General features: G+C 72.1%; 16 protein-coding genes. 8 read left to right on the top strand and 8 right to left on the bottom strand.

What is annotated here, in order from left to right; translation table 11 throughout:
• Window positions 1–49: 49 nt before the first annotated feature.
• Window positions 50–445, bottom strand: a complete 396-nt coding sequence (locus tag M5362_RS30385; protein WP_260231053.1) for a hypothetical protein — start codon at window positions 443–445, stop codon at window positions 50–52.
• Between the two features lie 429 nt (window positions 446–874).
• Between M5362_RS30385 and M5362_RS30380 the strand changes: the two genes are divergently transcribed.
• From M5362_RS30380 to M5362_RS30365, 4 genes are read left to right on the top strand one after another with little or no spacing between them, the layout of a single operon-like run.
• Complete coding sequence (locus M5362_RS30380; RefSeq protein ID WP_260231052.1) at window positions 875–3,607, top strand: nitrate- and nitrite sensing domain-containing protein; 2,733 nt, start codon at window positions 875–877, stop codon at window positions 3,605–3,607.
• Window positions 3,604–4,044: a roadblock/LC7 domain-containing protein gene (locus M5362_RS30375; protein WP_260231051.1), complete on the top strand. Its 441-nt coding sequence runs from the start codon at window positions 3,604–3,606 to the stop codon at window positions 4,042–4,044. The genes M5362_RS30380 and M5362_RS30375 overlap by 4 nt, the downstream gene beginning before the upstream one ends.
• Before the next feature lie 13 nt (window positions 4,045–4,057).
• Window positions 4,058–4,519 (top strand): DUF742 domain-containing protein, encoded by a 462-nt coding sequence (locus tag M5362_RS30370; protein ID WP_260231050.1) that lies wholly within the window; start codon window positions 4,058–4,060, stop codon window positions 4,517–4,519.
• A complete protein-coding gene (locus tag M5362_RS30365; protein ID WP_260231049.1) occupies window positions 4,500–5,102 on the top strand; it encodes an ATP/GTP-binding protein in 603 nt (200 codons plus the stop codon). The genes M5362_RS30370 and M5362_RS30365 overlap by 20 nt, the downstream gene beginning before the upstream one ends.
• 28 nt (window positions 5,103–5,130) lie before the next feature.
• Here the strand turns inward: M5362_RS30365 and M5362_RS30360 are convergent, their stop codons facing one another.
• From M5362_RS30360 to M5362_RS30350, 3 genes are all read right to left on the bottom strand, one after another.
• Entirely contained in the window at window positions 5,131–6,318 is a 1,188-nt protein-coding gene (locus tag M5362_RS30360; RefSeq protein WP_260231048.1) for a lipid-transfer protein, read from the bottom strand.
• On the bottom strand, window positions 6,315–6,812 hold the full coding sequence (locus M5362_RS30355; RefSeq protein WP_260231047.1) for a Zn-ribbon domain-containing OB-fold protein: 498 nt from the start codon (window positions 6,810–6,812) through the stop codon (window positions 6,315–6,317). Before M5362_RS30355 ends, M5362_RS30360 begins: the two co-directional genes overlap by 4 nt.
• Before the next feature lie 166 nt (window positions 6,813–6,978).
• The gene (locus M5362_RS30350) at window positions 6,979–7,788 is read right to left on the bottom strand and encodes a M15 family metallopeptidase (protein ID WP_260231046.1); all 810 of its coding nucleotides are present in this window, start codon (window positions 7,786–7,788) and stop codon (window positions 6,979–6,981) included.
• Between M5362_RS30350 and M5362_RS30345 the strand changes: the two genes are divergently transcribed.
• Window positions 7,787–8,347 carry an NUDIX domain-containing protein gene (locus M5362_RS30345; RefSeq protein ID WP_260231045.1) on the top strand — a complete coding sequence of 187 codons (561 nt, stop codon included), beginning with the start codon at window positions 7,787–7,789 and terminating at the stop codon, window positions 8,345–8,347. The genes M5362_RS30350 and M5362_RS30345 overlap by 2 nt on opposite strands.
• 144 nt (window positions 8,348–8,491) lie before the next feature.
• Here M5362_RS30345 and M5362_RS30340 read toward each other — a convergent pair whose 3' ends face one another.
• On the bottom strand, window positions 8,492–10,852 hold the full coding sequence (locus M5362_RS30340; RefSeq protein ID WP_260231044.1) for a glycoside hydrolase family 31 protein: 2,361 nt from the start codon (window positions 10,850–10,852) through the stop codon (window positions 8,492–8,494).
• A gap of 217 nt (window positions 10,853–11,069) precedes the next feature.
• Between M5362_RS30340 and M5362_RS30335 the strand changes: the two genes are divergently transcribed.
• Window positions 11,070–13,040 (top strand): acetoacetate--CoA ligase, encoded by a 1,971-nt coding sequence (locus tag M5362_RS30335; protein ID WP_260231043.1) that lies wholly within the window; start codon window positions 11,070–11,072, stop codon window positions 13,038–13,040.
• 63 nt (window positions 13,041–13,103) lie between these two features.
• On the opposite strand, the gene M5362_RS30330 is transcribed toward M5362_RS30335, so the two are convergent.
• Window positions 13,104–14,423 (bottom strand): aminotransferase class I/II-fold pyridoxal phosphate-dependent enzyme, encoded by a 1,320-nt coding sequence (locus M5362_RS30330; RefSeq protein WP_260231042.1) that lies wholly within the window; start codon window positions 14,421–14,423, stop codon window positions 13,104–13,106.
• Between the two features lie 117 nt (window positions 14,424–14,540).
• Here M5362_RS30330 and M5362_RS30325 point away from each other — a divergent pair, with 117 nt between their 5' ends.
• Together M5362_RS30325 and M5362_RS30320 are read left to right on the top strand one after the other, a co-directional pair.
• Window positions 14,541–15,755 (top strand): MFS transporter, encoded by a 1,215-nt coding sequence (locus tag M5362_RS30325; protein WP_260231041.1) that lies wholly within the window; start codon window positions 14,541–14,543, stop codon window positions 15,753–15,755.
• A gap of 22 nt (window positions 15,756–15,777) precedes the next feature.
• Window positions 15,778–16,674 (top strand): hypothetical protein, encoded by an 897-nt coding sequence (locus M5362_RS30320; protein ID WP_260231040.1) that lies wholly within the window; start codon window positions 15,778–15,780, stop codon window positions 16,672–16,674.
• A gap of 66 nt (window positions 16,675–16,740) precedes the next feature.
• Here M5362_RS30320 and ptsP read toward each other — a convergent pair whose 3' ends face one another.
• Together ptsP and M5362_RS30310 are read right to left on the bottom strand one after the other, a co-directional pair.
• A complete protein-coding gene (ptsP, locus tag M5362_RS30315; RefSeq protein ID WP_260231039.1) occupies window positions 16,741–18,411 on the bottom strand; it encodes a phosphoenolpyruvate--protein phosphotransferase in 1,671 nt (556 codons plus the stop codon).
• 83 nt (window positions 18,412–18,494) lie between these two features.
• Window positions 18,495–18,944 carry a PTS glucose transporter subunit IIA gene (locus M5362_RS30310; RefSeq protein ID WP_260231038.1) on the bottom strand — a complete coding sequence of 150 codons (450 nt, stop codon included), beginning with the start codon at window positions 18,942–18,944 and terminating at the stop codon, window positions 18,495–18,497.
• Window positions 18,945–19,297 lie beyond the last annotated feature (353 nt).

The raw sequence follows: 19,297 nt of genomic DNA, 5'->3' as shown, positions 1-19,297 counted from the left end.
GAACGGCCCGGTCCCACAAGGGGACCGGGCCGTTCGCGTCAGTCGTTCCTCAGGCGGCCTCGGACAGCGTCGGCCCGTCCGCGCGCCGTATCGCCGCGGCCCGCGCGACCTTCTCCGCCCGGCGCCGTTCACGCCGCGACGCGCGCACCGCGCTGCTCGGCTCGGACACCACACCGTTCCGCTGCCGCCACACCTGACGCGTCACCCACACATCGAGCACGCTCCAGGTCGCGACGACCGTGCTGGCCACGGAGCTCAGCAGCATCGGGAACGCGAGCCACGAACTCGTCACCGCGCAGAAGAAGGCCACCATCGCCTGTATCAGTGTCACCGACGTGATCATCACGGCCCTCACGGCGGCAGTACGCACCGGGTCCGGCAATCGGCGCCGGGCCTTCTCGTCCTCCACCCACAACTGCCGCGCGGATCGCGCCTCGTACTCCATCGTCTCTCACTCCCCACCGCTGAGTCGTCCTCAGGGGTGGCTGCCCGGCTTGAGCGGTTTTACGCGGACACACCCCTCCCCGTACACAATGACGCTCCACAAGGGGAAAAGGTTTCCCCACCTTCGTACCGGAACGAACACTTCCAGCCATCCCCCTTACAGCTGTCGGCTACCTCGGGCCAGGTGTCCTGCGCCACACATCCGGAACCCAACTCCCCGAATACCGGGACATCTCATGATCAACACTCACTCGGGAGGCTGAAAATCGTCCGGATGCGCCTTCGAGTTGGCTGTGATGCAGTAGTAGGCTCGCGCCGCCGTTTGTTGAAGCTGATGGTTGACGCCATGTGTTGACGCTGTGAGTTGACGCCGCGCGTCGCAATGGAGGACCTCCGCGCCCGGCGGGGGCCGGCCGAACTGGGGGAGGCCATGCGCTTTCGCGGGAAGTCCATCCGCCGGAAGATCGTGGCGTTGCTGCTGGTACCACTCGTCTCCCTCACCGGACTCTGGGGCTTCGCGACCGTGCTCACCGGCCGCGAGGCCGACCAACTCCTCGACGTCGGCTACATCGTGGACAAGGTCGGCTACCCGATCGAGGACACCGCGCGCGTCATCCAGAAGGAACGCCGGCAGTCCCTGATCTACCTCGCCGACCCGCGCGCCTCGGACGCCCTCACCACTCTGCGCACCCAGCGCGAGGCGACGGACCGTCAGATCGCGGTCATCCGGCGGAACGCCGCCGAGTCCGGCGTACGGGACGAGATGCGGCCCGTGGCCTCGCAGCGGCTCGACTCGCTGCTCACCGCCCTCGACGGCCTCGACGCGCTGCGCCGCTCGGTGGAGAACCGCAGCATCGACCGGATCCGGGCGCTCGACTTCTACAACCGCCTGGTCGACCCCTGCTACAGCTTCCTCATCACCCTCCACGCGCTCGAGAACGTGGAGATGGACAAGCAGGGCCGCGCCCTCGTCGGCGTCGTCCGCGGCCGCGAGATGCTCTCCCGCGAGGACGCGCTGGTCGTCTCCGCGCTCATCTCCGAACGCGTCACGGCCCAGGAGATCCGCGCGGTCTCCGACCTCGTCGCCCAGCGCAAGCAGTTCTACGAAGTGAACCTCGAAGTCCTGCCCACCGCGGAGCGCGAGAGGTTCGAGCGGTACTGGGGCAGCCCCGACACCGAGCCGCTGCGCCGCGCCGAGGAGGACCTGATCGCCGCGGGCCCCGCCAAGAACCCGCGCGCCGTCACCGCCGAGCGCTGGCAGGAGCGGGCCGACCCGGTCCTCGACGACCTCGCGCGGGAGAACACCGCCGCGGGCGACCGCTACCAGGACCGCGTCCAGCCCGCCGCCTACAGCGTGCTGCTCAAGGCCGGTGTCGCCGGTGTCCTCGGCTTCCTCGCCCTGCTCGTCTCCGTCGTCGTCTCGGTCCGCGTCGGCCGCGAACTCGTCCGCGACCTGCGCCGGCTCCGCAAGGAGGCCCAGGAGGTCTCCGGCGTACGCCTGCCCAGCGTCATGCGCCGCCTCGCCGCCGGTGAGCTCGTCGACGTCGAGACCGAGGTGCCGCACCTGCGGTACGAGGACGACGAGGTCGGCCAGGTCGGGCAGGCCCTCAACACCCTCCAGCGGGCCGCCGTCGAGGCCGCCGTCAAGCAGTCCGAGCTCCGTCGCGGCGTCTCCGAGGTCTTCGTCAATCTCGCGCGCCGCAACCAGGTCCTCCTGCACCGCCAGTTGACGCTCCTCGACACCATGGAGCGGCGCACCGAGGACACCGAGGAACTGGCCGACCTCTTCCGCCTCGACCACATGACCACCCGCATGCGCCGCCACGCCGAGGGCCTGGTGATCCTCTCCGGCGCCGCGCCCTCGCGTCAGTGGCGCAAGCCCGTGCAGCTCATGGACGTGGTGCGCGCGGCCGTCGCCGAGGTCGAGGACTACGAACGGATCGAGGTACGCCGGCTGCCCCGGCTCGGCGTCGGCGGCCCCGCCGTCGCCGACCTCACCCACCTGATCGCCGAACTCCTCGAGAACGCCACCGTGTTCTCGCCCCCGCACACCGCCGTGCAGGTCCTCGGCGAACGGGTCGCGAACGGCTTCACCCTGGAGATCCACGACCGCGGCCTCGGCATGAACCCCGACATCCTGCTCGACGCCAACCTCCGCCTCGCCGAGACCCCCGAGTTCGAGCTCTCCGACACCGACCGCCTCGGCCTCTTCGTGGTCAGCCGGCTCGCCCAGCGCCAGAACGTCCGGGTCTCGCTGCAGACGTCGCCGTACGGAGGGACCACCGCGGTCGTCTTCATCCCGGCCGCGCTGCTCACCGACGCCCCTGAGACCCAGGGCGCGGGTTTCCGCCTGGACCGTACCTCTCCGGACCGCACGCCCCTGGAACGCGGGCCCCAGGGCCGGCAGGCCGACCGGCCGGGGCGCCCCGCGCTCACCAAGGTGCCCGGCGGAGCCGCCCCGGCCCACGGCCCCCGGCGATCCACGGCCTCGTCGCTGCTGGACGGGGCGCTCGACGACTCGGTGGACGTCCCTCTCGACGGCCCCGTCGAGCTCGAAGCGCCCCTCGGCGCCGCCGGCTTCGACGACCTGCTCGACCGTTCCGCCGCGGACCTGGAGGACACCGAGAGCGAGCGCGGCGGCCTCTTCCGCCCGCGTGGCCACCGCCGCGGCCTCGCTCCCGCCCCGGACGTCTCCGCGCCCGACGGCGACCAGCACCAGCAGGCCCCGGACCAGTCGCCCGACCCGGCCCACGACCGCGGCCCCGTACCGCTGCCCCGACGCCGGCCGCCCACGTTGGTCGTGGACCACGGCCGCCGGGTCGACGAGCCGGGCCGCGCCCACCCGATCTCCGCCCCGGACACCGACGCGCCGGGCACACCGCCCACGCTGGTGCCCGTACCGCCCGACGGCCCCGCGCCGTTCGGCGGACTGCCCCGCCGCGTCCGCCAGGCGAGCCTCGCGCCCCAGCTGCGCGAGGCGGGCGAACGCACCGAATCCGAGGCGACCGGCGGCTCGACCGCCCCGGCCGCCACGGACTTCGAGCGGGACGCCGAGGAAGTGCGCAACCGCATGGCATCGATGCAGCGCGGCTGGCAGCGCGGACGACGGCAGAACGCCGAGACGACAGCACCAGGAACGACACCCGAGGGGGACGGTCGATGACCGCACCGAACGCCGCAGCAACCCACACCTCCGGAAACGGCAAGGGAGAGCTGAACTGGCTGCTCGACGAGCTGGTCCAGCGGGTCGGGTCCATCCGCAAGGCCCTGGTGCTCTCCAGCGACGGGCTCTCCACGGGCGCCTCCGCCGACCTGACCCGTGAGGACGGCGAGCACCTGGCCGCCGTCGCCTCCGGCTTCCACAGCCTCGCCAAGGGCGTCGGCCGCCACTTCGAGGCCGGCCGGGTCCGCCAGACCGTCGTCGAGCTGGAGGACGCGTTCCTCTTCGTCACGGCGGCGGGCGACGGCAGCTGCCTCGCCGTGCTCGCGGACGCCGACTCGGACGTCGGCCAGGTCGCCTACGAGATGACGCTGATGGTCAAGCGGGTCGGCATCCACCTGGGGACGGCGCCGCGCTCCGGGCTGTCCACCGGAGGGTGAGTGGGGGGACTCCATGACTGACGGCACGACTGAGGGCACGGCCGGGCGCACCACCGAAGGCGCCCGCGCCGCGGACCCCTGGGACCAGGGGCCGCAGCCCGCGCACCACTGGTTCGACGACGACGCGGGGCCGGTGGTCCGTCCGTACGCGATGACCCGCGGCCGGACCAGCGCCGCCACCCGGCACCGCCTCGACCTGATCGCCGTGGTGGTGCCCGAGCCGGCCGCCGAGGACCCCGGCCGTGACCAGACGCTCTCCCCGGAACATGTGGAGATCGTCGAACGCTGCTCGAAGACGCCCCAGTCGATCGCCGAACTCGCCGCCGGACTCGATCTCCCGGTCGGTGTCGTCCGCGTCCTCGTCGGGGATCTCGTCGAGGACGAACTCGTCCATGTGACCCGCCCCGTTCCGCCGGCCGAGCTGCCGGACGTGAGCATTCTCCGCGAGGTGATCAATGGCCTTCGGGCGCTCTAGCCGCACCAAGCCGTTCGTCGAACCGGTGACCTTGAAGATCCTGGTCGCGGGCGGCTTCGGGGTGGGCAAGACGACACTCGTCGGAGCGGTCAGCGAGATCAGACCGCTGCGCACCGAGGAGATCCTGAGCGAGGCGGGCCGGCCCGTCGACGACCTGCACGGGGTGGAGAACAAGACGACCACCACGGTCGCCATGGACTTCGGCCGGATCACCCTCCGCGAGGACCTCGTCCTCTACCTGTTCGGCACGCCCGGCCAGGACCGTTTCTGGTTCCTCTGGGACGAGCTGGCCCAGGGCGCGCTCGGGGCGATCGTGCTGGCGGACACCCGGCGGCTGGAGGACAGCTTCGCGGCGATCGACTACTTCGAGCGGCGCGGCATCCCGTTCACGGTGGCGGTCAACTGCTTCGAGGGCGCCCAGCGGTTCCCGGCGGAGACCGTCCGCGGGGCGCTGGACCTCGACCCCGAGGTCGAGCTGGTGATGTGCGACGCCCGCGACCGCGAGTCCGTGAAGAACGTCCTCGTGGCGGTCGTACAGCACGCCCTGGTCCTGGCGGACCAGGGGACGCCGGTGGCCACCTGACACCCGGCGAGGCGGCCGGTGTCGTCGTTCAGCGCACCGCCACGACCGCCGAACCGTGCCCGAACAGACCCTGGTTCGCGGTGAGCCCGGCCCGCGCGCCGGGCACCTGCCGGCTCCCCGCCGCGCCCCTCAGCTGCCAGGTCAGCTCGCAGAGCTGCGCGATGGCCTGGGCGGGCACGGCCTCGCCGAACGACCCCAGTCCGCCGCTGGTGTTGACCGGCACCCGTCCGCCCAGGGCCGTGATCCCCTCCCGCACCAGCTTCGCGCCCTCGCCGGCCCCGCACAGCCCGATGTCCTCGTACCACTCCAGCTCCAGCGCCGTGGACAGGTCGTACACCTCCGCCAGCGACAGGTCCTCGGGTCCGATCCCCGCCTCCTCGTACGCGGCGCGCGCGATCGACGCCCGGAAGGTGTGCGGCGCGGGGGAGACGGCGACCGCCGAGTCGGTCGCGATGTCGGGCAGGTCCAGGACCGCCTTCGGATACGTCGGTGTGACGGTGGAGACAGCCCGGATACGGACGGGGCCCCGGTGCCCGTGCCGACGGGCGAACTCCATGCTGGAGAGCACCAGCGCCGCGCCCCCGTCCGAGGTGGCGCAGATGTCGAGCAGCCGCAGGGGATCGGCCACGACGGCCGAGGCCGCGACCTCGTCGGCGGTCACCGCCTTGCGGTAGCGGGCCAGCGGATTCAGCGCTCCGGCCGCCGCGTTCTTCACCTTGACCTGCGCGAAGTCGTCCACCGTGTCCCCGTACAGGGCCATGCGGCGGCGGGCGTACAGCGCGAAGTACGCGGGGTTGGTCGCTCCGAGGACCCGGAAGCGCAGCCAGTCGGGGTCGTCCGGCCGCTCCCCGCCCGCGGGGGCGAAGAAGCCCTTGGGCGCCGAGTCCGCGCCGACCACGAGCACCACGTCCGCCAGACCGGCGAGGATCTGGGCCCGCGCCGTGCCGACGGCCTGCGCGCCGGAGGCACAGGCCGCGTACACGCTGGTGACGCGCGCCCCCTGCCAGCCGAGCGCCTGCGCGAACGTCGCCCCCGCCACATAGCCCGGGTACCCGCACCGCACCGTGTCCGCGCCGACCACCGAACCGACGTCCCGCCAGCCGATCCCCGCGTCCGCGAGCGCGGCCCGCGCCGCCGCCGTGCCGTACTCGACGAAACTGCGGCCCCACTTGCCCCACGGGTGCATCCCGGCGCCCAGGACGGCGACGTCGTTCATGACCGCTCCTCCGTCTCCCGCGCCACGCGCGCGTGCACCGGCCGCCAGTGCCAGGTGGTCCAGATGTGCTCCTCGTCCTCGTTGAGGACGCCCGGCACCACTTCCACCTCCATGCCGACGGCGAGATCGTCGGTCCGCACCCCCGGCGCCGCCTGTCCGAGCACCACCATCGCCTCGTCCGCCAGCTCGACGGCGATCAGCGTGTACGGCTCCCAGGGCGCGTCGGGGTCGGAGACATAGGGCGCGGGCGGACGGTAGCGGCCGTCGGTGTACGACCACACGCGGCCCCGTCGCGAGAGCGCGGTCTCGACGAGCTCGCCCCCGCCCGGGCATCCGGGATTGCGGCACCAGGTGTCCTCACGGGGGAAGAAGACCGAGGCGCAGGCCGTACAGCGGGTTCCCAGGAGCCGGAAGTCCCCGTCACCGCCCGCCCCGCCCCCGCCGCTGCCGTCCGTGAACCATCCGGCCACCACCGGCCTGCGCGTCCGTGCCATGACGGCCTCCCCCGACCCCGAGATCACCTTCAGCTGACGAAGCGTCAGAAGTTTGCCACGGATGCCGCGCGCTGAGAACCGTACGGACCCTTATCGCGTCCATACGTTCGGAACGGGCGGCCGGGACCCACGGGGGTGGCCCCGGCCGCTCGTCACCCTCCGGGTGTCAGTGCCCGGCCACCGACCGCCGTGCCACCGGGAAGTCGAAGAACGTGCTCGGGAACGGCTCCGGCTTGAAGGTGAAGTGCCACCACTCCTCGGGCAGGTTCACGAAGCCCTGCTCGGCCAGCGTCCCCTTCAGGAGCTGCCGGTTGGCGCGCTGGGCACCCTGGATCCGTGGATCGTCGGTGTGTGAGAGCGTGTCGAAGCAGTCGAAGCCCGTGCCCATGTCGACGGAGCTGTCCGGGAAGCGCTCGGACCGCGGGGCGGAGCACGCCACCAGCTTCTCACCCGGCAGATACGGTCGCGTGGGCGCGGCGGGCAGCCTCACGATCGTCACGTCGACCGTCGAGCCACGGCTGTGCCCGGACTTCTCCGCGATGTAACCGTCGGCGAACAGCCTCGACTTGTCGACGAGTGGATAGAACTCCTTCTTCATCCGCTCGTCGGCGAGATCCTTCGCCCAGCGCACGAAGTGGTCCACGGCGCGCTGCGGCCGGTAGCAGTCGTAGACCTTCAGCGAGTAGCCCCGCGCGAGCAGTCTCCGCTGTGCGCGGTGCAGCGCCTCGGCGGCGGGACGCGTCAGTATGCACAGCGGTTGGCGATAGCCGTCGACCCGCTCGCCCACGAAGTTGTGGACCGTGGTGTAGCGCATCTCCTGAATGATCGTCCGGTCCACGGAACTCAGCGCCACGAACTCCTTGGGCGCCTTCGGCTCCGGTCCGGCCTGCGCGGACGGCACGGCGGCGGTGGCGGTCAGCAGCACGGCGGCTGCCGACACACCGAGGGTACGTAAAACGGAAGCGAGTCCTCTCATGTGCACCGTCTATCAGTTCCGCGGGGCATGGGAAAGGGTGATCGCATACGGTCCTGACGTGAAGGACTCCTACTGCACCAGCTGTGGCACCCGCTACGCCGATGCCACCGACTGGCCCCGCGCCTGCGCCTCTTGCGGCTCCGTGGCCTACCGCAACCCGCTGCCTGTCGCCGTCACCCTGCTCCCCGTCACGGACGCGCGGGGGAGCGGCCTCGTCGTCATCACCCGTACGATCCAGCCCGCCAAGGGCGAGGTCGCCCTGCCCGGCGGCTTCATCGACCACGCCGAGGACTGGCGGGACGCCGTCGTCCGCGAACTGCGCGAAGAGACCGGGATCGAGGCGGCGGCGCAGGACGTCCGGCTCGCCGACGCGCTCAGCTCGCCGGGCGGACACCTTCTCCTCTTCGGCCTCCTCCCGGCCCGCCCCGTCGCCGAACTCCCGCCCTCCGTCCCCACGGACGAGACGACCGGCTGGCACCTGCTCCACGCTCCGACGGAGCTGGCGTTCCCCCTGCACACGGAGGCGGTGAGGCGCTGGTTCTCGGGAAGGTATGCCTGAGAGGCACACCCACGGAGCCGGGATCCTGGATCCCGGACTTCGGATCGCGGATATCGGATCCAACATCCAACATCCAGGATCCGTGATCCGTGATCCGACATCCGGGATCCAACATCCGTGCTCCGTGATCCGGCCGGTCGGCCGCTACCCCCTCGCCTCCGCACCCCTCACCCGCACCGGCAGCCCCACCCCGACCGCTCCCTCGTCCGTCATCCGCTCCACCACCACCCGCCCGTCCACCAGCCGCGAGGTGTACCGCTCGATCTCGGCCGGCTCCCACCCGTCACCGGTGTCCCGTACGACGAGCCCGCCGCCGGTCCGCCCGGCCGGCGGAGCCCACACCTCCAGCTCAAGGCCACCGTCCTCACCGCGGACGGGAACGACCGCCCCCGCCCGGGCGAGCACGGGGACACGGGACAGGGGCGCGTCGAGCAGGATCTGCCCCGGCCCGTCGTACGCCTGCCCCGTCGCCGTGTCGTACCAGCGCCCGCGCGGCAGCCGCACCGCCCGCCGGTCGGCGCCCCGGGCGAGCACCGGGGCGACCAGCAGCGCGTCGCCCACCAGGAAGGCGTCCTCGCAGTCCCGCAGCGTCCTGTCCTCCGGCGCACCCCACCACACGGGCCGGATGTACGGCGCCCCGGTCAGCCGGGCGAGCTGGGCGAGGGTGACGAAGTACGGCCGCATGCGCTCCCGCTCGGCGAGCGCCACGCGCGCGTGCTCCAGGACCTCGGGGCCGAACTCCCACGGCTCCCGGCGCCCGGCGTCGATCGCCGCGTGCGTACGGAACAGCGGCATCCACGCCCCGAGCTGGAACCACCGCAGGAACAGCTCGGGCGAGGGGCTCCCGTCGAAGCCGCCCACGTCCGGCCCCGAGTACGGCACCCCGCACAGACCGAGCCCGAGGACCAGCGAAAGCGACGCCCGAAGCCCGGGCCACCCCGTCGACACATCGCCCGACCACGTCCCGCCGTACCGCTGCATGCCCGCCCACCCCGAGCGGGAGAAGAGGAAGGGCCGCTCGTCCGGCCGCAGCCGGCGCAGCCCTTCGTAGCCGGCCCTCGCCATCGTCAGTCCGTACACGTTGTGCGCCTCGCGATGGTCCCCGCCGCGCCCCTCCAGGGAGTGCCGGGCCGAGCGCGGCAGCGTCTGGTCGCCGAAGGGGGAGAAGGAGACCGGCTCGTTCATGTCGTGCCAGACCCCGGAGAAGCCCTGCGCGAGCCGCTCCTCGTACAGTCCGCCCCACCACTCCCGTACCGCGGCGTCCGTGAAGTCCGGGTAGGCGCACTCGCCCGGCCAGACCACGCCGTGGACCTCGTTGCCCCGCCCGTCGCGGACGAAGGCGCCGGCCGCCGCCCCGGAGTCGTACACGGCGTTGCCCGGCTCCGCCTTCACCGCCGGGTCGACGATCGACACCAGCCGTACGCCCTGCTCCCGCAGCTCCTCAGCGAGCCCGGGCAGGTCCGGAAACCGTTCGCGGTCCACCGTGAACACCTGGTGCTCGTCGTGGTGGTCGATGTCCAGATGCAGCACGGACAGCGGCAGGCCCCGCTCGCGGTACCCGGCCACCACCCGCCGTACCTCCCGCTCGCTGCCGAACCCCCACCGCGCGTGCTGCGGTCCGAGCGCCCAGGACGGCGGCAGCGCCGCGGCCCCCGTCAGGGCCGCCCAGCCATGGAGCACGCGCGCGGGGGTACCGACCACCACCCAGCACCGCAGCGGCCCGCCGCCCATCCGGACCTCGCTGGTCCCCGGCCGGTCGTGCCCCGACCCGGCACCCTCCTCGCCTTCGGTGAGGGTGACCCGGCCTTCCCAGGAGTTGTCGTGGAACGCCAGATGCGTCCCCGCGTCCGCGACGACGAACTGCACGGGCATCGTGATGTACAGCGGATCGTCGCCGGGGGAGAAGCGCCCCTTGGGGTCGGTGTTCCACAGCCGGTACGTACCGTTGCGCAGGCGCGGACCCGAGGCACGCCCGCCGAGCCCGAAGAACCGCGCGTCCGAGGGCACCTCGCTCCGCTGCACCCACCGCGCCTCACCGCCCGAGACCGGCTCCCACCAGCGCGGCGGCAGATCCCGCCGGAGCACCACCCCGCCGGGCGTACGGATCTCCACCGCCCCGTGCCGGGAGACCGCGACCGTCACCCGCTCCGACACCACCCGCCAGCCGCCGTCGGTGTCCGGCTCCAGCGCGGCCCGCGGGTCCGGCTCCGGCGCCTCACCGGCCAGCGCGTACGACGGCAGCGGCTCGGCCCCGTCCCAGCCCCAGAAGACGGTGCCCCCGGCCGACACGCTGATCCGGAGCTCCGAGCGGGCGAACCGGACGATGCCTCCGCCCGGCAGCGGCTCCGCCTCGCCCACCGGCCCCGGCACCCGTGCCCGCTCCGTACCTCTCGGCGGCAGCCCCCACGCATCCGTCCGGCGCTGCCGCCACGCCGAACGCACCGCCCGCAATCCCCGCACCGATCCGAACACCCTCACCGAACGCACCAGCTCACGACCGTCCATGCAGCTCACCCTGCCATTCGGCGAGGCCCGCGCGAGGTCCGTTCAACTGCCGTTCACCCGTGGTGAGAGCACATATTCAACCGTCCGACCATGGGCGGGGAACCCTGGTGCGAAAGACGATCACATGGCATCGTCCCTGTCAGCCGCGTCACGCGCACACCCCAGCACGTGCGCGCGACACACGCAGACCCCGCGTACGCCCAGGGAGAGCCACCCCATGACATCAGCGCACACCGAGCCGCTCTGGCAGCCGGACGAGGAACGTATCGCCGCAGCCGCGGTCACCCGCTTCCAAGCCTGGGCCGCCGAGCGCCACGGAGCCCCGTCGGAGGGCGGATACCCGGCCCTGCACCGCTGGTCGGTCGACGAGCTGGAGTCGTTCTGGCAGGCCGTCGCCGAGTGGTTCGACATCCGCTTCTCGACCCCGTACGAACGCGTCCTCGGCGACCGTTCGATGCCCGGCGCCGAGTGGTTCCCCGGAGCCACCCTCAACTACGCCGAGCACGCCCTGCGCGCCGCGGACGAGCGCCCCCACGAGCCGGCTCTGCTCCATGTGGACGAGACACATGAGCCGCGCCCGATCACCTGGGCCGAGCTGCGCCGCCAGGTCGGCTCCCTCGCCGCCGAGCTCCGCACCCTGGGCGTACGCCCGGGCGACCGCGTCAGCGGGTACCTGCCCAACGTCCCCGAGGCCGTCGTCGCCCTCCTCGCCAGCGCCGCCGTCGGCGCGGTATGGACCTCCTGCGCGCCCGACTTCGGCGCACGCAGCGTCCTGGACCGCTTCCAGCAGGTCGAGCCGGTCGTCCTGTTCACCGTGGACGGCTACCGCTACGGCGGCAAGCAGCACGACCGCCGCGACACCGTGGCCGAGCTGCGCGCCGAACTGCCCACACTCCGCGCCGTGGTCCACATCCCCCTCCTCGGCACCGAGCCCCCCGAGGGCGCCCTCGCCTGGGCGGACCTCACGGCGGCCGACGTGGAACCGGTCTTCGAGCAGGTCGGCTTCTCCCACCCGCTGTGGGTGCTGTACTCCTCCGGCACCACGGGCCTGCCCAAGGCGATCGTGCAGTCCCAGGGCGGCATCCTCATCGAACACCTGAAGCAGCTCGGCCTCCACTGCGACCTCGGCCCCGAGGATGTGTTCTTCTGGTACACCTCCACGGGCTGGATGATGTGGAACTTCCTCGTCTCCGGTCTGCTCACCGGCACCACGGTCGTCATCTACGACGGCAGCCCCGGCTACCCCGACACCGGCGCCCAGTGGCGCGTGGCCGAGCGGACCCGGGCGACCCTGTACGGCACCTCCGCCGCGTACGTCATGGCCTGCGCCAAGGCGGACGTCCACCCGGCCCGGGACTTCGACCTCTCGACGATCAAGTGCGTCGCGACCACCGGTTCCCCCCTCCCGCCGGACGGCTTCCGCTGGCTCCACGACGAGGTGCGTGAGGACCTCTGGATCGCCTCGGTCAGCGGCGGCACGGACGTCTGCTCCTGCTTCGCGGGAGCGGTCCCCACCCTCCCCGTCCACATCGGCGAGCTCCAGGCCGCCGGCCTCGGCACCGACCTGCAGTCCTGGGACCCTTCCGGCAAGCCGCTGATCGGCGAGGTCGGCGAACTCGTGGTCGCCAACCCCATGCCGTCCATGCCGATCCACTTCTGGAACGACCCGGACGGCAGCCGCTACCGCGACAGCTACTTCGAGATGTTCCCCGGCGTCTGGCGCCACGGCGACTGGATCACGATCACCGACCACGGCTCGGTCGTCATCCACGGCCGCTCCGACTCCACCCTGAACCGCCAGGGCGTGCGGATGGGCAGCGCGGACATCTACGAGGCCGTCGAACGGCTCCCGGAGATCCGCGAATCCCTCGTCATCGGCCTCGAAGAGCCCGACGGCGGCTACTGGATGCCGCTCTTCGTCCACCTCGCGGAAGGCGCGGCCCTGGACGAGGCGCTGATCGCCCGTATCAAGCAGACGATCCGCACCGAGCTCTCCCCGCGCCACGTCCCCGACGACATCATCGAGGTCCCCGGGGTCCCGCACACCCTCACCGGCAAGCGCATCGAAGTGCCCGTCAAGCGCCTCCTCCAGGGCACCCCGATGTCCAAGGCGGTCAACCCGGGCTCGGTCGACAACCTCGACCTGCTGCACTTCTACGAGGAGGTGGCCCGCAAGCGGGCCGAGTGATCGGAGTGACGGGGGTGGGCCGGCAGCCGCACGGCGACCGCCCCACCCCCGAGCACATCCCCCTCACCCCTCGTACGTCGCCTGTGCCTCTCCCAGCACTTCCGCGAAGTCCGACGCCAACCGCCCCGCCGCCGCCATGTCCAGGGCGGCCGTCGTGATCCGCACCGCGGTCGGCGACGCGATCCGGAACCGCGCCCCGGCCGCGACCCACCACCCCCGCGTCCGCAGTCCGTTGACCACGGCCGACTCGTCCCGTACGGGCACCCACACGTTGAGCCCGCTCGCTCCCTGGGACCGGATACCGTACGAGCCGAGCGCGTCGACCAACGCCTGGCGCCGCTCCGCGTACGCGACCTCGCCGGACGCCACCAGCCGCGTGACCGCCGGGTCGGACAGCAGCCCGACGACCGTCTCCTGAAGGATGTGGCTGACCCAGCCGGAGGTCATGAGCATCCGGCCGTCGTGCCGGGAGAGCGTCACCGGATCACCGGCGAGCCCGGCCCACCGCAGGTCGACGCCCAGCCGTTTCGAGACCGTCCGCACCTGCGCCCACCGTTCGAGCCCCGCGGCGGCCAGTGTGGGCGCCCACTCGCCCTCGATCTGCGCGTTGTAGTCGTCCTCGACGACGAGAACCTCGGGGAACTCGCGCAGCAGCGCGGCCAGTTCGTCCCGCCGGGCGGGCGAGAAGGACGCCCCGGTGGGGCATTGGGCACGCGGACTGCAGACCACCGCCCGCACGCCGCCTCGCAGTGCCGCCCGCAGGGCGTCCGGGTTCATCCCCTCACCGTCCACGGCCACCGGCACCATCCGCAGGCCCAGGGCCGGTACCAGGTCGAGGAGGTGGTGGAACCCGGGATCCTCCACGGCCACCGCGTCCCCGGGCCGCAGCTCCACCGAGAGCAGCCGGGCGATGCAGTCGAGCGCCCCGTGCGCGAACGTCACCCCCTCCGCCGGCACGTCGTCCCGGGCGAACCAGGCCCGGGTCAGCTCCTCCAACGCCGTGAGCCGAGGCGCGGCGCGGTGCGAGCCGCGCACCGGACGGATCTCCGCCGGGGGCCGCATGACCGGCAGGAAGGCGGGGTCGGGAAGGCCGCTGGCCAGGTCCACCAAGCCCGGCGGCATCCGCGGCGGGCGCCGCGAGGCGACCGACGCCGCCTCCGCGACCACCGTGCCGCCCCGGCCGCGCGTCACCACCAGGCCCCGCCGCCGCAGCTCCTTGTACGCCGTCGCCACCGTGCCGGGGCTGACCCCCAGCTCGTCCGCGAGCCTCCGCACCGGAGGCAGCGCGTCGCCCGGCGCGAGTACGCCGTCCGCCACGCCCCGCTCGACGGACGCGGCAATTTCCTTGGCCGTCGTCCCCTGGATCGAATATTGTGTTGCCACGTACTGAACTATGTATCAATACAATACTCAGGTCAAGGGGGATCCCGAGTGAGCTGCCGGAGTCCGCGGCACCACACCGTCCGCAATCGCATACCCGGAGGCCGCGACGGCCGCCGCATGCTCCTCGTGAGCATCATCGACAAGACCGGCACCGGCCTCTGGGCAGGCTGCGCGGTCCTCTACTTCACGTACGTCTCCGGCCTCGGCCTCGGTCAGGTCGGCCTCCTCATGACGGTCTCCGGCGGCGTCGGGATCGCCGGAGCCCCGCTCGCCGGCCGCCTCGCCGACCGCTTCCCCCTGGTCCGGATCATCGTCGGAGCCCAGCTCATGCGCGGCGGCGCGCTCCTCGCGCTGCTCAGCACCGACAACTTCCTGCTGTTGACGCTCTACTCCGCCCTCGGCGCCCTCCCCGACCGCGCCGGCAGCGTCCTCATCAAGCTGTACGCGGCCCGCCTCGCCGGCCCGGAACGCGTCCGCTACCAGGCCATCCAGCGCACCACCGTGAACATCGGCTGGTCGATCGGCGGCCTCGGCGCCGCCGCCGCACTCGCCACCGGCAGCACCCGCGCCTACGGACTGCTCCTCATCGGCAACGTCGTCACCTACCTGGTGATCGCCGCCCTCACCCTGCGCTGCGCCGAGCCACCCGCCCCCTCCCGCATCGCCGCCGCCTCCGCCCAGGCCGACGACCGGCCACCCGCCGCGCCGGCCTCCCCCTGGCGCGACCGCACGTTCCTCGGCTACACCGCCACCGACGCCGCCCTCTTCCTCGACGACACGATCCTTCAGGTCGCCGTCCCCCTCTGGATCGTCCACGCCACCGCCGCACCGGTCGGGCTCGCCCCGCTGCTGCTGGTCCTCAACACCGTCCTGGTCGTGATCTTCCAGGTCCCGCTCTCCCGGTTCGGCGCCACCACCCCGGCCGCCCGACGACTCCTCGTCCCGCTCACCGGCCTCTTCGTCCTCGGCACCCTCGCCCTCGCCGCCTCCGCGGCCGGCGGACCCGCCCTCGCCGTCACCGCCCTCGTCGTCGCGGTCGTCGCCCTCACCTTCGCCGAGATCATCCACGCGACGGCCTCCTGGGAACTCTCCGTCGCACTGGCCCCGCCCGAGGCGCAGGGCGCCTACCTCGGCGTCCACGGGCTCGCCCACTCGAGCCAGCGCTTCGCCGGCCCCCTCCTCGTCACCGGCGTCATGTCCGCCGGCCCTCTCGCCTGGCCCCTCCTCGGCCTCGGCCTCGTCGCCGCGGGCGCGGCCCAGCACCGTCTGATCCGCGACCGGACGACCAAGCCGTCACTGTCAGTGCCCTCGGTTACGGTGAGTGAGCACTGATCGACAGCGCTCAGGGGGAGACATGACCAAGTCCGGCACCACCACATCCATGCGCCGCGCCCTGCGCCGCGAAGTTCCCAGCACCGTAGGCCTCCTCGCCGACGAGGACGACTTCACGGCCATGCGCCGGTACGCCACCTTCGCCTTCGACGACCACCCGGCCTACCTCCAGCAGGTCGAGGGCCTCCTCAGGGCCCTCGCCACCCAGGGCGGCCACACCACGGTCGCCCTGTTCGACCCCGAGCAGTACGCCCAGTACTGCCAGGACACCGGCATCGACCCCGACCGCCCCGCCAGCCGCAGCCGCTACACCGCGGAACTGGCAGCGACGGGCGCCCTCGTCCCCTATACGGGCCAGCCCATGACCACGCTCGTCCCCACCCTCATCGACACCGCCGTCCGCCACGCCACCTGGGAGTACGCCACCACACTCCTCGCCGGTGCCGGAGAGTGCGCCGGCTGCGGAGAGGACATCGGCCGAGCCGCCTTCGAACAGGCCTCACGCCTGCTCATGCGACTCCTCGAAGCAGCAGGGCCTGGCAGCCACCACGTGGTCTGCAGCGTCCCCGCCGACGACGAACACCTCCTCGCCGTCCTCCACGCGACCCGTGAGGGGAACGGCCCCGCCCACCTCGACAGCGGCGAAGGCGCCGAATTCGCCACCGTCCTCGCCGCGGGCATCGCCCTCGACAAACCCGGGGGAGTGGTCCTGCGCACCACAAGCCCGGGAACCCGCGACCGCCTCCACGGCTGGCGCCTCACCGCGGGGACCCTGCACCCCCTCACGGAAGCCGAAGTCTTCAGCGCCTACTGCACCGACGCAGCCACCGGAGAACCGATCGCCCCGGAACCCGGCGTCGACTACCGGGCCGGATTCACCCTCGCCCCCGACGAGGACGACCGGCCCACCCACCACTGACGCCGAAGGGGCTCCCCGCCACATCCGTGACGGGAAGCCCCTTCTACACCAACGAACGAACCGGGATCACTCCCCGGACAGCACCGCCTGCGCGGCCACCCGGGCCTCCTCGGCCGTGTCGGCGGCCCGAGCCGCGGCAGCGGCCCGCTCGCACTGAGCCAGCGTGTACTTCGCGAGCGTCGCCCGCACGTACGGAATCGACGCGGCACCCATCGACAGAGAGGTGACACCCAGGCCCGTCAGCACACAGGCCAGCAGCGGATCCGCAGCGGCCTCACCACAGACCCCACAGCTCTTGCCCTCGGCCTTGGCCGCCTCGGCGGACAGCGCCACCAGGTCGAGCAGCGCCGGCTGCCACGGATCCTGCAGCCGCGACACCGCACCGACCTGACGGTCGGCGGCGAAGGTGTACTGCGCCAGGTCGTTCGTACCGAGCGACAGGAACTCCACCTCCTGCAGGATCGAACGGGCCCGCAGAGCGGCGGAGGGGATCTCCACCATCGCACCGAACTTGGCCTGCAGCCCCGCCTCACGGCACGCGTCGGCGAACGCCTTCGCGTCCGTACGGTCGGCCACCATCGGCGCCATGACCTCGAGGTACACCGGCAGGCCCTCGACGGCCTTCGCCAGCGCGGTCAGCTGCGTCCGCAGCACGTCCGGGTGATCGAGCAGCGAACGCAGACCCCGGACACCCAGCGCCGGGTTCGGCTCGTCCGCCGGGGTCAGGAAGTCGAGCGGCTTGTCCGCACCGGCGTCCAGCACCCGCACGACCACACGGCCCTCGGGGAAGGCCTCGAGCACCTTGCGGTACGCCTCGACCTGCTTCGCCTCCGACGGAGCCTTCTTGCTGTCGTCCAGGAAGAGGAACTCCGTACGGAACAGACCGACACCCTCAGCCCCGGCCTCCACCGCTGCCGGCACATCCGCCGGACCACCGACGTTGGCCAGCAGCGGCACCTTGTGCCCGTCCGAGGTCGCACCCGGACCGCTGGACGCGGCCAGCGCGGCCTTGCGCTCCGCGGCGGCCGCGGTCAGAGCCGCCTTCCGCTCCTCGGTCGGCTCCACGAAGAGCTCACCGGTGGAACCGTCCACGGCGATCACCGTGCCCTCGCCGATCTCCCCCGCACCCGGCAGCGCCACGACGGCCGGCACACCCAGCGCCCGCGCGAGAATCGCGCTGTGGCTGGTCGGCCCGCCCTCCTCGGTCACGAAGCCGAGCACGAGCGCCGGGTCGAGCAGCGCCGTGTCCGCCGGAGCGAGGTCCCGCGCGATCAGTACGTACGGCTCGTCGCTGTCCGGCACACCCGGCATCGGCACACCCAGGAGGCGCGCGACGATACGGTTCCGCACGTCGTCGAGGTCGGCCACGCGACCGGCCATGTACTCACCCGCGCCCGCGAGCAGCTCGCGGTAGTGGGAGAACGCGTCGTAGATACCGCGCTCGGCCGTGCTGCCGACCGCGATCCGACGGTCGACGTCGGCGATGAGCTCGGGGTCCTGGGCGATCATCGCCTGGGCCTCCAGCACATGCTGAGCCTCACCGCCGGCCAGATTGCCGCGCGCAATCAGGTCGGCAGCCACAGCCTCCACGGCCTGACGGGCGCGCCCCTGCTCGCGCTCCGCCTCCTCGGCGGGAATCTGCTTGGCCGGCGGTTCGAGAACCGCCGTACCCATGTGCCGGACCTCGCCGATCGCCACACCGTGGCTGACGCCGACGCCTCGCAGCGTTGTCTCCATCTCACCCGTCTCCGATAGAGCGGCGGCATCCGGCCGCCGCGATGAATGTCGAACTCGTGGTCGTCACGAGGACGACGCCGGCCTCAGCGCCAGCTGAAGAGCTGGTCGTCGGCCTTCACGTCGCCGCTGTCCACGACATCGGAGAGGGAGTCGGCCGTGGCCTCCAGGGCCACGACGGGGCAGATCGGGGACTTACCGGCGGCCTCGACCTCGGCGGGGTTCCAACGGACGACGGCCTGTCCCCGCGTCACGGTGTCCCCCTTGCTCACGAGCAGCTCGAAGCCCTGCCCGTTGAGCTGAACGGTGTCGATCCCGAGGTGCGTCAGCACCCCGTGTCCCTCGCCGTCGACGACGACGAACGCGTGCGGGTGCAGAGAGACGATGACGCCGTCGACCGGCGACACGGCCTCCGACGGCTCACGTACGGGATCGATGGCGGTGCCGGGACCGACCATCGCACCGGAGAAGACCGGGTCGGGTACAGCGGCGAGACCGATGGCGCGTCCAGCAAGCGGCGACGTCACGGTTGTCATGGGAAGCCTCCCAGGGGCGGAGATGGTGTGGCGCCGTCACTGCCTGTCCTGGACGGCGTACTGTTCAGAAGCGTATGTCATAGGAAGTCCCGGTTCCGCACGAGACGTACCAGTTAGCAGACCTAGGACCAGCCAGAAACGATTTGCCTCTACTGGCGGTGGGATGTACTGTCGTACTCCTGCTTGACCCCAACGCGACTTCGAGTCGTGGGTCGGCAGCACCTATCAAGCCAGATCCTAACCCCAGTGGTCTACACCTCTGCGTGCCTGCGGAGGGGTGGTCAGGGGCAGTGAGAAAGCCTGGTAGTGTTTGACCCCGCCGCAAGGGAAAGCGCGAAAGCGAATTCCTGAAA

This window comes from Streptomyces sp. Je 1-79 (assembly GCF_025195125.1).
In the GTDB taxonomy this organism is placed as follows: domain Bacteria; phylum Actinomycetota; class Actinomycetes; order Streptomycetales; family Streptomycetaceae; genus Streptomyces.
This window is presented reverse-complemented; position numbering and strand designations above follow the sequence as displayed.

What these genes read in the sequence shown, in the direction of transcription:
- M5362_RS30340 (WP_260231044.1), bottom strand. Translation starts at nt 10,852, where the DNA reads ATGGACGGTCGTGAGCTGGTGCGTTCGGTGAGGGTGTTCGGATCGGTG.
- M5362_RS30385 (WP_260231053.1), bottom strand. Translation starts at nt 445, where the DNA reads ATGGAGTACGAGGCGCGATCCGCGCGGCAGTTGTGGGTGGAGGACGAG.
- M5362_RS30375 (WP_260231051.1), top strand. Translation starts at nt 3,604, where the DNA reads ATGACCGCACCGAACGCCGCAGCAACCCACACCTCCGGAAACGGCAAG.
- M5362_RS30350 (WP_260231046.1), bottom strand. Translation starts at nt 7,788, where the DNA reads ATGAGAGGACTCGCTTCCGTTTTACGTACCCTCGGTGTGTCGGCAGCC.
- M5362_RS30325 (WP_260231041.1), top strand. Translation starts at nt 14,541, where the DNA reads ATGCTCCTCGTGAGCATCATCGACAAGACCGGCACCGGCCTCTGGGCA.
- M5362_RS30380 (WP_260231052.1), top strand. Translation starts at nt 875, where the DNA reads ATGCGCTTTCGCGGGAAGTCCATCCGCCGGAAGATCGTGGCGTTGCTG.
- M5362_RS30360 (WP_260231048.1), bottom strand. Translation starts at nt 6,318, where the DNA reads ATGAACGACGTCGCCGTCCTGGGCGCCGGGATGCACCCGTGGGGCAAG.
- M5362_RS30370 (WP_260231050.1), top strand. Translation starts at nt 4,058, where the DNA reads ATGACTGACGGCACGACTGAGGGCACGGCCGGGCGCACCACCGAAGGC.
- ptsP (WP_260231039.1), bottom strand. Translation starts at nt 18,411, where the DNA reads ATGGAGACAACGCTGCGAGGCGTCGGCGTCAGCCACGGTGTGGCGATC.
- M5362_RS30320 (WP_260231040.1), top strand. Translation starts at nt 15,778, where the DNA reads ATGACCAAGTCCGGCACCACCACATCCATGCGCCGCGCCCTGCGCCGC.
- M5362_RS30335 (WP_260231043.1), top strand. Translation starts at nt 11,070, where the DNA reads ATGACATCAGCGCACACCGAGCCGCTCTGGCAGCCGGACGAGGAACGT.
- M5362_RS30310 (WP_260231038.1), bottom strand. Translation starts at nt 18,944, where the DNA reads ATGACAACCGTGACGTCGCCGCTTGCTGGACGCGCCATCGGTCTCGCC.
- M5362_RS30345 (WP_260231045.1), top strand. Translation starts at nt 7,787, where the DNA reads ATGTGCACCGTCTATCAGTTCCGCGGGGCATGGGAAAGGGTGATCGCA.
- M5362_RS30365 (WP_260231049.1), top strand. Translation starts at nt 4,500, where the DNA reads ATGGCCTTCGGGCGCTCTAGCCGCACCAAGCCGTTCGTCGAACCGGTG.
- M5362_RS30355 (WP_260231047.1), bottom strand. Translation starts at nt 6,812, where the DNA reads ATGGCACGGACGCGCAGGCCGGTGGTGGCCGGATGGTTCACGGACGGC.